The sequence below is a fragment of the Leptothoe sp. LEGE 181152 genome (assembly GCF_032906605.1).
Lineage (GTDB): Bacteria > Cyanobacteriota > Cyanobacteriia > Phormidesmidales > Phormidesmidaceae > Leptothoe > Leptothoe turfae.
The window spans coordinates 1-12215 of sequence record NZ_JASATU010000058.1 but is presented as its reverse complement, the minus strand read 5'-3'; the positions used below and the strand labels follow the sequence as shown (position 1 = coordinate 12215).

Here is a 12215-nt window from a genome sequence, read left to right as displayed (position 1 = left end):
AGCCTATCCCCCTCCTATGCTGTTGCCAGTATCGGTTTCTTTAAGTGAATTTGATTAGCCTCGGCCCAGGTGTGGAGATCGGAGAAGCTGCGATCGCGATATTTCCCATACCGTTCTCGCTTATTACGAATCCGCTGGGGTAATGCTGGAAAAATACCAAAGTTTGGCGGCATCGGCTGAAAATGCTTAGGTTCTGCAGAGCTAATAAAGTCAAACAGCGCCCCCATCATTGTCGTCACCGGCAGCGACACCAGGGGCAGCCCCAACACAGACCGAGCGGCATTGGTGCCCGCTAACCAGCCCCCTGCACAGGCGGCTGTGTACCCTTCAGTTCCCACCAGCTGACCGGCTGCAAACAAGTTGGCCCGCTGATGAAACTGCAGCGCACTGCTCAACAGTTCCGGTGAATTGATAAAGGTGTTGCGATGCATCACCCCCATGCGGACAAATTCAGCATTCTCCAGACCTGGAATCATTCGAAATACTCGCTTTTGTTCGCCCCAGCGCAGATTTGTCTGAAACCCAACCATATTCCACAGCTGACCACCTTTATCTTCCTGGCGCAGCTGCACCACCGCATAGGGTTTTTTGGTTTTATTTTCCGGTGCATCAAACGCACCATAACGCTGAGTATCAAACAAACCGACAGGCTTTAGAGGCCCATAGCGCATGGTGTCTTCACCGCGACGTCCCATTTCCTCAATGGGCAAACAGCCCTCGAAAAACTTTGCCGTTTCCTGCTCAAAGTCCTTTAGTTCTGCCTGTTCTGCCGCACATAAGGCTGTCCAAAACGCCAGGTACTCCTCCTTATTCATGGGGCAGTTGAGATAAGCCGCCTCACCACGGTCATAGCGGGAAGCCATAAACGCAACATCGCGATTGATGGACTCGCCTACCACAATTGGGCTGGCCGCATCAAAAAAGCTCATGTAGTCCTGGCCTGTAAACTGGCGCAGGTCCGCCGCCAGGGCGTCGCTGGTCAGTGGCCCTGTGGTCAGCACCACCGGGCCATCGGTCGGAATAGCTGTGACCTCATGACGACGCAACTCAATTAATGGATGCTGCTCTAATGTTTCTGTCAAGTCGCGACTAAAGACGCCCCGATCCACCGCCAGGGCACCGCCGGCAGGGACCGCATGTTCATCAGCCCGGGCAATCACCACTGAGCCGAGCTGTCGTAGCTCCTCATGCAGCAATCCTGACGCGCGATCGGTGGCCTTGGCCCCAAAGGAGTTACTGCACACCAGCTCTGCCACATGCTCTGAGTGGTGGGCCGGACTGAGCTTGACCGGACGCATTTCGTGGAGCACCACGGGAATTCCTGCCTGGGCAATTTGCCAGGTGGCCTCAGTACCGGCAAGGCCACCGCCAATAACGTGGATAGGTTTTGTAGGGTGATCCGTCATAGCGCAAGTAGTGCAGGATTCATCATTGTAGGTTGGGTTGAGCCCGCGAAACCCAACAAATCGACATTGTGATATTTCGTTGGCCTTGTTGGGTTTTGCGTTGATTGGGCTTGGTCAGAGGCGAGGGATATCGCTTGTTGGGTTTCCCATGATAGGTTCGGGCAGAGGCGAGGGGAATTGTGGGGGAGCTCAACCCAACCTACGAGGGGCTGGTCCACTGGGGATAGCCTGCTTCAATCAGGGCCTGATCGCGAATGCGGCAGGAATCACATTTTCCGCAGGGGGTATCTCCACCGGCATAACAAGACCAGGTTTGGGGAATTGGCACCTTTAGCGCCACCGCCCGCTTCACAATATCAACTTTAGAATCCATCACTAAAGGTGCCTTCAGCGTAATCGGGGTTCCCTCTACACCCACCTTTGACGACAAATTTGCCAGGGTTTGAAATGCTTCTAGATACTCAGGTCGACAGTCTGGATATCCTGAATAGTCCACCGCGTTGATCCCTAGATAAATCGCTTCAGCCCCTTGAGCTTCAGCCAGCGATAGGGCCAGGGAAATAAACACCGTATTGCGCCCTGGCACATAGGTAGATGGAATCACATCCGGTGCCACCCCATCTTGAGGCAACGTTTGCTGAGTATCCGTAAGGGAAGAGCCCCCCCACTGGGATAGATTCACATCCACAATGAAATGCTGGTTAATCCCTAGATGACTGGCAATTACCTTAGCCGCCACTAACTCGCGACTGTGGCGCTGACCATAGCGAAACGATAGGGCAATGACGCCATAGCCATCTGCGATCGCTTGGGCAGCGACAGTGGCAGAATCTAACCCACCGGAGAGTAAAACAACGGCCTTTTTCATCTCATCTCCCCTACTCCTACCTAACTCCCAAGAATTTGTGGGTTTGCAAGCTCATACGCCAGCCAGAATGCCGTTTGACATAGTCAAATACCAGCCGCTGACTATGGTCACTGGTCCATTCCGGCTGCAGTAGCTTAATGGTGGTCACCGGCACCTGGGCCGCTTGCTCTTGAGCCCAAATCAGATCGTCTTCGGTGCTAATCACCACTTTCAGTTCATCTGCCTGGGCATAGATACTGGACTGGGGTGGCTTAAAGCGTTTCGGAGACAATGAGACCCAGTCAAACTCACCGCTAAAGGGATGGGCCCCTGAGGTTTCTAGATGAATGCGTAACCCTGCCTGTCGCAGTGCCTGGGTGAGGGGGGCCAGATCGTGCATCAGGGGTTCGCCCCCAGTAATGACCACCATGAAGGGCTGGGCTGTGTGCGCCTGTTTGACCAACTCACCCATGGTCTGCTGCGGATGGGGCTTGGCACTCCAGGAAATTTTGGTATCACACCAGGGGCAGCCCACATCACACCCAGCCAAACGAATAAAAAATGCGCTGGCCCCGCACCAGGTTCCTTCGCCTTGCACAGAGTGAAAGGTTTCAACTATCGGGTAAGTAGTTTCGGCAATATCTGCCGTAGGAGACAAGGTTAGTTCGCTCAGCATCATGCACCCTCATCGTATTCAACCCAAGAATCGGGAGTTTCGGACACCGCCACCTTTAAAGTGACCCCGACAGGTAGCGACTTACAGGTCTTGTCGTAGATGTATTTGGCAATCATCTCAGCGGTCGTTTCATACCCCTCCGGCAGCACCTCATTGAGTAGGCAATGATCCAGCCCCCCTTTTTCCACATCGCGTTTAGCCCAACGCAGGGTCCGAAAATCTGTCACCATCACCTCATGGGGACAATATTCAGAGCTGTGGAGCTTAGCGGCAGCCGCTTCCATACGAACTCGATAGGTGTGGCCATGCATACGTCCGCAGGGGCCGTCATAGTCTTTGATGAAGTGCGCAGCATCAAAGGTAAATTCTGTTTTGAGAGTCCACTTGGCCATGGGTGCTGGAAAACTGATAGGCAGTTTCCCATGATAATTCAGAAATCACTACAACCTGAGTTGTAAGGAAAATATCAGACGCTGAAAATCCAAGAAATCTAAAGTATCCACGAGCATGGTAAATCAAGAACCTAAAAACCTGGCAGAACAGCAGTTAATCCAATCGTTAGATTCGCAACAGTTAGCCCTGGTAGCAACCTGGCTATTATCCGAATTAGAGCATCGGTTTGAAGAAGGCTATAGGCATCCTGATATGGTCTGGTCACTAGCCTGGATGAGTCACAAGCTTTGGATCTTGTCATCTAACAAACAAAATCCCCAATAGCTATATGCGGTCAGCTATCGGGGATTTATTGTTGGCAAATGCAAAGATTAGCAACATCCTAAGTACATAATTTGCGTAGTTTTACTGTACTTTTTACGTACATTCTTCCTATTTTTCCAAACATAACGACTCAAAAAACTAGACTTAATCTTAATCCCCCGTTAATTTCCCCTTGAACTATGCGTACAGAGCCCCCTCTTCATTCCAGCGAGCAGGTACTGCTCAACTCGCTGACGCCAGAACAAATGATGGCGGTCGCCGAATGGATGGGTATAGAAACAAAACTGAGAGCCAAAGAAGGCTACAGCCAGCAAGTAAAAGACACCTTAGAATCCATGGCTGAGCGGCTACGAGATCTAGCTCTACAAAGTAAGTTTTTTACCAAACCCAGTCACAAAAAGGAACCTAAAGGATACGTCGTCAGTTACCTGGAATTCTTGTAGAACCTAAGATTAAGGCGCTTGCCCCCCTTCAACCACGGGAACCTCAATCGACTCCTGAACTTCTGGCCTCGCCTTACTGATCCTGGCCAACATCGCCAGCAAAAACCCTTGGGGAGGGAGATGGCTTGGGCGCTTGGCATTCATAGCCATTGCTTTAATAATGGCTTCTTCTATATCGCCACCGTCTAGAATCGTGGTGATTATCCACATGCGTGCGTATTTTTTAGGCAACATTGTTCACATAATCTTTGCAAAGTAACTAAAAAGCATCAGCAAATTTAACTAGATACTTATCAGGAATTTTTACCAGGTATTCGCAAATACGTACTCTTGTGTTGGTAAGTGCATGGGTGATATAGGGGTCATTAGCGTCTTATAAATTGAACAGTTACAGCGAAAACAATTGATACATAGAGCTTGCAGCAACTATACATTCAGCATGAGCCAATGCTCAGCCGTACTCACCAGAAAAAGTAAAAAATCCGTCAACTGCCAAGGGCAAACGATAAACTACATAAAATTTTTACATTTGTTTGACTAGGTAACGGAGTGTTGACTAAGCGATGTGGCTGAACGTTTGCCTACATTCCACATCAAGATCTTAGCGTCGAGCTAGACACCAACATTTGAGCAACCAAAGCTTCCCTCAGACCCAAAGCTGAATTTCTATGACTGAAAGCCTCGGTGGTCTTATAGAATCTTTCAGAAGTGCTTGATGCTAGGTCAAGCTGACGACATTCTAATGTTGGGTACCCCCTTTATCTTGGGCGTAGACATTTAAGTCTTGTCCTGCCAAAGACTATCCACGGATCAGAACCGCAATTTTCTCCATCCCCTCATCCATGACTAAAAAGCGTATCCTTTCAGGCATTCAAACCACTGGCAACTTGCACTTGGGGAACTATCTCGGCGCAATTCGTAACTGGGTAGAGATGCAGGATGAGTATGATTGCTTCTTATTTTTGGCCGACCTGCATGCCATCACCGTTCCCCACGATCCAAAACTGCTGGCAGAAAATACCTATAAAGTCGCGGCGGCTTACTTGGCCTGCGGCATTGATCCAGAGCGCTCAACGGTCTTTGTGCAATCCCACATCAGTGCCCATAGTGAACTGGCTTGGCTGTTCAACTGCATCACCCCCCTAAACTGGTTGGAACGGATGATTCAGTTTAAGGAAAAGGCTGTCAAGCAAGGAGAAAACGTTAGCGTCGGATTGCTGGATTATCCGGTACTACAGTCTGCAGACATTTTGTTGTATGAACCCGACCTGGTGCCCGTTGGTGAAGACCAAAAGCAGCATATTGAGCTCACCCGCGATATCGCGGTCAGACTAAACCATCAGTTTGGCAAGAAAAAAGAACCGGTACTCAAAGTGCCCGATGCCTTGATTCGTACTGATGGAGCACGGGTCATGAGTTTAACCGATGGCACTAAGAAAATGTCCAAGTCAGACTCATCTGAACTCAGCCGCATTGAAATTGGCGATACCCCTGATTTGATTAAGAAGAAGATCAAAAAATGTAAGACTGACCCCATGCGTGGGTTGGAGTTTGGTAACCCAGAGCGTCCCGAATGCAATAATTTACTGACGCTGTATATGCTGCTATCGGGTCAAGAAAAAGCAGCCGTAGCAGAGGAATGCGCCGATATGGGTTGGGGTCAGTTTAAGCCGTTATTAACGGAAACTGCGATCGCAGCCCTACAGCCAATTCAAGAAAAGTACCAGGCCCTGATGGATGATCGTAGCTATCTTGAATCGGTGCTCAAAAAGGGTAATGAGAAGGCTACAGTTATTGCCAATAGCACCTTAGCTAAGGTTAAGGACGCGTTAGGCTATTCAAAACCGCTATAAAGATTACTGTCCCACTGTCCCGTACCATGGAGGATATCCACTGGACATCTGTTGACTATTCCCCAGGTGAAGCATTTCCCAGGGGAGCGATGTTCTATCTCTCTACAATCTTGCTTAAATAATTTTTTTCGATGAGCACATCTAACGGCTTCCATTCAGCCCCTTCGCTGTTGCGGTCTGCGATCGCAAACCATAAATTTATCATTACCGCCGAGGTGATGCCCCCCAAGGGCGGAAACCCCAGCCACATGATCAAAATGGCGCAGCTGCTAAAAGGACGGGTGCACGGTGTCAATATCACCGATGGCAGCCGGGCCGTGTTGCGGATGTCCTCGCTAGCCTCGGCAGTATTGCTTAAGCAAGCGGATGTTGAACCCATTTGTCAGATGGCCTGTCGAGATCGCAACCGCATTGCCCTCCAGGCTGATCTGATGGGAGCCCATGCCCTGGGCATTCACAATGTTTTAGCCTTAACCGGTGACCCCGTTAAAGCGGGCGACCACCCTAAAGCGCGAAGCGTTTTTGATCTCGAATCTGTGCGGCTGTTGCGAACCATTGGCCAGCTCAACCGGGGGATTGACCTCAACGAGAAAAAATTACCCGACGGTCCCCTGAACATTTTTGCCGGAGCCGCCATTGATCCCCAGAGCCCCAGCTGGTCTGGCTTACAAAAGCGCTTTGAGCGTAAGGTCGAAGCTGGTGCCCAATTTTTCCAAAGCCAGCTAATCTCTGACTTTGAGCGTCTAGAAAAGTTTATGACCCAGATTGCAGCCCAGGCCCAAAAGCCCATTTTGGCTGGCATCTTCCTGCTCAAGTCGGCTAAGAATGCAGCTTTTCTAAATCGCAATGTGCCTGGCGTTCACATTCCAGATGACATTATCAACCGTCTGGCCACAGCGAAAGAACCCTTGCAAGAAGGAATTGCGATCGCGGCTGAGCAAATCAAACTGGCTCAAAGTCTGTGCCAGGGTGTGCATATTATGGCCATTCGTCGCGAAGATCTGATTCCAGAAATTTTGGACCGGGCAGGCATTGGCCCGATTGACAAACCGAAAACATCGATGGAAACGCCTCAGCCATTAGAATTTCCAGTGTTGCAAAACTAAACTTGATCTATGAATCTACAGCCTCAGCCCATGGCAGATCGTGGGAGCGGTTAGGCCTGACCATTGTCCCAAAAGCATCATGCCCTGCTTACGCCACACCCCTAGGTCTGCGCAGAAATCCCCACCAAGGATTGCAAGTCATAGTCGCGATCGCAATCCCTCAGGCAAATTCCCGCACTAATCACCGCTAGATCATCCTTAGCAAGGGTACTCGTATGAGACTCACCATCCGCCGTAGTCCAATGAGCTGACCAAAAGTCTCCTTGCTCCTGACAATGTTGCAAATTACCATCGCCAGTTTTAATCGCTAAGCTATAGGCCGTAAGAGCCTCTGGGGTTAAGCCTGCCATATGCAGCTCATCGGGCGCAGTACCCTCAGCAAGCGATTGACAAAGGTAGGGTGAGATTGCATGCTCTGCTGACCGCTCTCCCTGCTCAAACCAGAAAGCATTGCCATCCCAGCGAGCAATCACCTGATCAAAGGCAAACGCATCAGTCACCAAATGCACCACCACAGGCCTCACTTCCCCTAGCTGCCGGTGCACATCAGCTTCATTAATTGGATAAGCTAACCAGCTACGATGATATAACCGATGCACTAAATAAAATCGAAACGGCTGCAATCGCCGTAAATATTGCGCTATCTCAGGTACTCCTGCTTCCTTAACCAAGGTAACAGTCTCATAGGTCGTCGGGCGAAACAGTCCCCAACCTTCAAAAGGCCATCCCTTTAATGTAAATGTATACACCAATCCGTTCACACGGGTACGCAAATAGCCCTGGCGTACACAGGGGGCTAAAAAGTCTGATTGACTAACAGTCTGTTCAGTCTCGATTAAGTGATTCAGTAGCTGATGGATACTTACCATGGGGTCACCTCCTGAATATCTTTAACAGTGACCCCGGTGTGAATTCCTAACGGATATCCCAAGCTATACGGGATCTTGCTTAATTGCCTGGACAAATTCCACAATTTTCTGCGGAACGTCCGGAAAAAGGCTACCGAGTTTTTTAATAACGTTATGGATGCCCTCACTGCCTCCAGCAATTAAACCGGCTGTTAATATGACATCCAACACTCGAAACAAATAGAAGCGAAAGATCTCCAACACAGACTCTGGTACTGGAAAGTTGAATGCATTTTCTAGAGATCGCACACCCACTAAACTAATCAGCGCTCCAAAAATAATAGCCACTCGCAAAAGATTCTGGCGCATGTAGGTTCTATAAACCCGAAGCTTTTCCTCTGCATTAAATAAACGCAGCTGAGTTGCTTCAATAACTACGCTCTTCGAACTCGCCTCAGCCTGAGCGAATAGCCCCTGAAGCTCCAGCTGCATCTGCTCTACCTGAACAGCTAATCGCTCTTTCTCCGGTGATAAATATGAAAGCTTGTATACCTCTAGGGCACGCTCTAAAAAAAGAGCTATAACTATTAATAGTGTCAGCTGCTGGATAACAATCTTAAGAATAGAACCCTGCAGTGCAGGGGGATCCATCGGAATCAGGATATACAATAAACCACATACTAAAACCGTATAGAACGCATAACGAGGAAATTTTAGTAGGGATTCACGGTCCATAGAATTGCTTCCAGATAGCTCTCTGTTTGAGCATTTCATTATCTATGGCTGCTTGTCTACAGTTTCTATAGATTCTTCACTGCCCCAAAATAACGTGGTCGCCAATAAAAGCATGGGCTAGAAGTTATTAGTTATTGGGTATTAGGTGTGCGGTTAAGGTGCATGGCATAAAGCTAAATGTAAGACCCACAATGCTAAATCCAAAACTCATAACTAAGCCCTCAGGTTCTCCATCTAAGAGAGTAAGTCACGAACTTTTTTCAGGTCTCGCTTACTACACTGACGTTTCTTTGCAGCGTAGATCCTTCGACCATATGTTCGCAAAGCTTTTTTGGCATCAATTGTCTCTTTGAGTAACATATCCCAGACAAAGGAAGATGATAGTACCTCAAAGGTAATGCGATACCAGATATTCTTTATTTGACGATACTGTTCATAAGCACTGATTTCAATCTCACGTTTAGGGGGGGTAGGTTCCAATCTACGGCACGTCAGGGGAGCCACACACAGCAATCCCGTTTCAGGGTGCACATAGAATTTTGTTCCATAGCTGTCTGCTAAAGAAGGCCGTTCGCCACGCCAGGACCAACGATTATTGTTGGCATACGGTAGACCATCAATAATTTCCACATGCTGTTCTACAAAATCCCAAAGGTGATCAATCACATGCTGACCAGCCATGGTACGAGGATTAAGATCACGACAGAGACGACTATACACCTGGTCCCAGGGTTGACCCACTTGCGATTGCAACAACTTACGCAACGGTCCTAGATGATCCGATAACCACTTCGATTTCCGTCGTGGCTTAATCAGATATGGGCTCAGCAACCCATCTTCGGTTGCTACCCGCGTAATCTGCTCCAGCTCTTTGCGATATCCTTTGAGTTTTTTAGAACTAATACGCATCCCACCTCGGGGACGCTCAATCACAATTTCACTCAGTCGATGTTCGCTCATAATGCAAACTCAATAACAATCTTATGTAAGGCTTTTCCTTCTGGGCATTTTTTATTACACCCATGCCAGGTAAGACTTTCAACCGAATATGGGCCATTTCGGCCTCCAACGATAACAACTAATGGAGAGGACGGGACTCGAACCCGCATCGACCAACGATAACTTTCAGGAAACGCGCTTCCTTACTACCCGCAGGCAGATGGGAACTTCCCCCATCTCGGACAATGAATTCCTTTCAGTGCTTCTGCAACCTGTTATCCGTTTACGGTTTTCGGGAAACGTCGCGATGCAACTATGAACCCTACTTTGGTAAACCTGGTCGTCCTGATGGGAACCGTCTTCCAACGTTTTTACGGCTGCCTTGTCCAATTTAGGCTACCTCCCCTTGGGTTGACCGACGGGGCTTGAACCCGTTAACACTGGTTTCACAGACCAGCTCCTCGTCCACTTCGGATTCGGCCAACATAATAAATTCGAAGAGATTATTGGGTGGACACTGGTCGGAATTGTAGGCGTAAGCCTTCTCGCTAGAGTACCGACATCTTTCTGCTTGCAAGGCAGATGCTTTTCCAGTTAAGCTACAGGCCCATTGTTTGCAGTGGCAGGAGTGGTAGGATTTGAACCTACACAGATCGAGTTAGAAGATCGATGCCCATCCTCTAGGCGACACTCCCTTGCTAAGCTGTTGCTCGAATTGTTGACCTCACAACTTCTAAAATTTGACCTAATTTGTTCAGACCGCTGCCATCTTTTCCACACCCCCAATAGTAATCTCCAGGAGCATTTTCAACCAATGTCTCATTGTCAGTCCCTAGCAAAATAGCTTGGATATCCGCATGTGTGCGAAATTTAGTGAGCACGGCTCGATGCATAATGTCATCTTTGACCTGTTCCCAATCAGGACGAAGGGGATGGCTTCGGTTTCGACCCATCACAGCCGCATCCTTGGGTGCTTTCGCATTGCCAATTTTGTCGGCCCAGCTTGGATCGGTTTCTATGAATTTCTGAGCCTGGAAGTAATGTTCTGTTGTCGGCCACCATCGACCATCTAACAACACACCATGTCTCGAAAAATTTGAGAAACACCCGTAAGGTTCTTCGCGATTGCTATAAAAATAAATCGTCATAAAAACCTCCACCTTCATTCAGGAAATCCTTGTAGGGGCAACGCCTTGTGCCTGCCCTGTTGCAGAATCTTGTGATGAGTTTTTACACACTCCTTAGAGGATGGCTACTTTAAAGCCGACCTTTCAGATTCTTCGCGATCCCTGTTTGCAAACGCACATCGTTTTGGTATTACCGTTCCTCTCGTCCTTAAAGTATGTAGGCTCTAACCGTGAGGGCACGCATTATGATCCTGGCCTCCTGAAGAGACGTTCTATGGAACGTCTCTTCAGGGTAATTTCTAAATAACATAAACTTCAATAAAAACAACCTCCTTACTGGTTAATAACAAGCACCTCTACTAGCCTTTGTAGGCTTTACCTTCTCGAAAAGTACCTAGGACCATCGCCTTCGAAGGGCGCTGCTCTGAATCCGCTGGGCTATGGAAGCAAGTGGTAGTCCCGATAGGAATCGAACCCGTAACCTTCTGTGGGTAAAACAGCTGCTCTGCCAATTGAGCTACACCAGCAATAGTCCCCGAACCCACCCTCACTAAATTCAACCGATCAACACAAGGTAGTAAGCAGTCACAATAGGATGTGCACTTGTCACAATGCTGGGCGTAATTTATAAACGGGAATCGAACCCATTTGCACTGCCCCAGCGCATCCAAGGGTCGTTTGGTATACGACGTTTCCAACTTGCCCAGTTGGCGGGTTGTGTTCGCTTCTGTTGAATTTAGCTACCGACTATTTGTTTTAACCACCTAACAGGTCAATCTGCCAGTTCAGCGATTGAATCTGGGCATCTAGCAAACGATAATCCCGTGAGATACCGTCTAACTGACGCTGTAGACTGCCAATATCTACTGTACTCACAAATCTCACTTCTGAACGGCTGTACCGATCATGGGTAATGGAGGCGGCTTGGATTAGGTTTTCCAAAACACTTCGCTTAGTGAATAGAGTATCCCGCTGAGCCAGGGCATCTGACAGAGAACCCTCAGCAAATGCTGTATTAGCATTAGGGCACCTCTATTTATTAGGCTTCTGAAAAATCGAGTCTCATCTGAGACTGTTATCCTCCCCTTTTTTTAGATGTTGAAGGGTTCCAAACGGACAAAATCTGTTCATGGGGGCTGTTTTAGAGCTGGCTATCCTGTCGCTTAGGCCGTGGCTTCAGCCATGTCTTGCTTTAGCCAGAAGACATAGCGCTTGAAATTATAGGTCAAGTTTTTGAGACCGAGCATGATTTCGGCTCTCGCTAACCCAATGGTTCGAATGACTTTACCTCCCATCTCATTGACCATTGAACCAAACACGTGTTCAACCTTGGCCCGCGTTTTTGAGCGCTCACGATTATCCGCTATCTGCTGTTCGCTCAGGGGGCGATAGCGATAGGCCCGTTCGTTGATATGACTCTCAAAGCCCATCATCTCTAACACCGTGACAATCGCTATCGAGAGATAGGCACTATCGGCCCACAACTCATCATCAGTATTGTCTGCATCCAGCAGCTGA

General features: G+C 48.5%; 14 protein-coding genes, 3 tRNA genes and 1 pseudogene. 4 read left to right on the top strand and 14 right to left on the bottom strand.

Annotated features, from left to right (window positions below):
* Positions 1–14 precede the first annotated feature (14 nt).
* From trmFO to QGP82_RS25795, 4 genes are all read right to left on the bottom strand, one after another.
* Positions 15–1406 (bottom strand): FADH(2)-oxidizing methylenetetrahydrofolate--tRNA-(uracil(54)-C(5))-methyltransferase TrmFO, encoded by a 1392-nt coding sequence (gene trmFO, locus QGP82_RS25810; protein WP_163699889.1) that lies wholly within the window; start codon positions 1404–1406, stop codon positions 15–17.
* A 199-nt stretch (positions 1407–1605) separates the two neighbouring features.
* The gene (queC, locus tag QGP82_RS25805) at positions 1606–2274 is read right to left on the bottom strand and encodes a 7-cyano-7-deazaguanine synthase QueC (RefSeq protein WP_163699891.1); all 669 of its coding nucleotides are present in this window, start codon (positions 2272–2274) and stop codon (positions 1606–1608) included.
* 16 nt (positions 2275–2290) lie between these two features.
* Positions 2291–2929, bottom strand: coding sequence for a 7-carboxy-7-deazaguanine synthase QueE (locus QGP82_RS25800; protein WP_499061599.1), 639 nt, complete (start codon positions 2927–2929; stop codon positions 2291–2293).
* Positions 2929–3321 carry a 6-pyruvoyl trahydropterin synthase family protein gene (locus tag QGP82_RS25795; protein ID WP_163699893.1) on the bottom strand — a complete coding sequence of 131 codons (393 nt, stop codon included), beginning with the start codon at positions 3319–3321 and terminating at the stop codon, positions 2929–2931. Before QGP82_RS25795 ends, QGP82_RS25800 begins: the two co-directional genes overlap by 1 nt.
* A 115-nt stretch (positions 3322–3436) precedes the next feature.
* Here QGP82_RS25795 and QGP82_RS25790 point away from each other — a divergent pair, with 115 nt between their 5' ends.
* Together QGP82_RS25790 and QGP82_RS25785 are read left to right on the top strand one after the other, a co-directional pair.
* On the top strand, positions 3437–3646 hold the full coding sequence (locus QGP82_RS25790) for a hypothetical protein (RefSeq protein ID WP_163671163.1): 210 nt from the start codon (positions 3437–3439) through the stop codon (positions 3644–3646).
* A gap of 179 nt (positions 3647–3825) precedes the next feature.
* Positions 3826–4089, top strand: a complete 264-nt coding sequence (locus QGP82_RS25785) for a hypothetical protein (protein WP_499061454.1) — start codon at positions 3826–3828, stop codon at positions 4087–4089.
* A gap of 9 nt (positions 4090–4098) precedes the next feature.
* On the opposite strand, the gene QGP82_RS25780 is transcribed toward QGP82_RS25785, so the two are convergent.
* A complete protein-coding gene (locus QGP82_RS25780; RefSeq protein WP_006518826.1) occupies positions 4099–4323 on the bottom strand; it encodes a hypothetical protein in 225 nt (74 codons plus the stop codon).
* A 608-nt stretch (positions 4324–4931) separates the two neighbouring features.
* On the opposite strand from QGP82_RS25780, the gene trpS reads away from it, so the two are divergent.
* Together trpS and QGP82_RS25770 are read left to right on the top strand one after the other, a co-directional pair.
* Positions 4932–5942, top strand: a complete 1011-nt coding sequence (gene trpS / locus QGP82_RS25775; protein ID WP_499061453.1) for a tryptophan--tRNA ligase — start codon at positions 4932–4934, stop codon at positions 5940–5942.
* Positions 5943–6073: 131 nt separating this feature from the next.
* A complete protein-coding gene (locus QGP82_RS25770; protein ID WP_499061452.1) occupies positions 6074–7048 on the top strand; it encodes a methylenetetrahydrofolate reductase in 975 nt (324 codons plus the stop codon).
* 101 nt (positions 7049–7149) lie between these two features.
* Here the strand turns inward: QGP82_RS25770 and QGP82_RS25765 are convergent, their stop codons facing one another.
* The 9 genes and pseudogenes from QGP82_RS25765 to QGP82_RS25725 all read right to left on the bottom strand — a co-directional run.
* Positions 7150–7917 carry a hypothetical protein gene (locus tag QGP82_RS25765; RefSeq protein ID WP_163671167.1) on the bottom strand — a complete coding sequence of 256 codons (768 nt, stop codon included), beginning with the start codon at positions 7915–7917 and terminating at the stop codon, positions 7150–7152.
* A gap of 63 nt (positions 7918–7980) precedes the next feature.
* Positions 7981–8631, bottom strand: a complete 651-nt coding sequence (locus QGP82_RS25760; RefSeq protein WP_163699901.1) for a hypothetical protein — start codon at positions 8629–8631, stop codon at positions 7981–7983.
* A gap of 234 nt (positions 8632–8865) precedes the next feature.
* Positions 8866–9591 carry a hypothetical protein gene (locus QGP82_RS25755; protein WP_163699902.1) on the bottom strand — a complete coding sequence of 242 codons (726 nt, stop codon included), beginning with the start codon at positions 9589–9591 and terminating at the stop codon, positions 8866–8868.
* A 386-nt stretch (positions 9592–9977) separates the two neighbouring features.
* Positions 9978–10054: transfer RNA gene (locus QGP82_RS25750), tRNA-His, on the bottom strand.
* Between the two features lie 136 nt (positions 10055–10190).
* Positions 10191–10265, bottom strand: a tRNA-Arg gene (locus tag QGP82_RS25745).
* 3 nt (positions 10266–10268) lie between these two features.
* Positions 10269–10718 (bottom strand): riboflavin biosynthesis intermediates N-glycosidase, encoded by a 450-nt coding sequence (ybiA, locus tag QGP82_RS25740; RefSeq protein WP_163699904.1) that lies wholly within the window; start codon positions 10716–10718, stop codon positions 10269–10271.
* 430 nt (positions 10719–11148) lie between these two features.
* Positions 11149–11221, bottom strand: a tRNA-Val gene (locus QGP82_RS25735).
* 232 nt (positions 11222–11453) lie between these two features.
* A pseudogene (locus QGP82_RS25730) lies at positions 11454–11708 on the bottom strand (DIP1984 family protein); the annotation flags it as partial.
* A gap of 152 nt (positions 11709–11860) precedes the next feature.
* Positions 11861–12215: transposase (locus QGP82_RS25725; RefSeq protein WP_499061451.1), on the bottom strand; the 355-nt coding region annotated here is incomplete at its 5' end.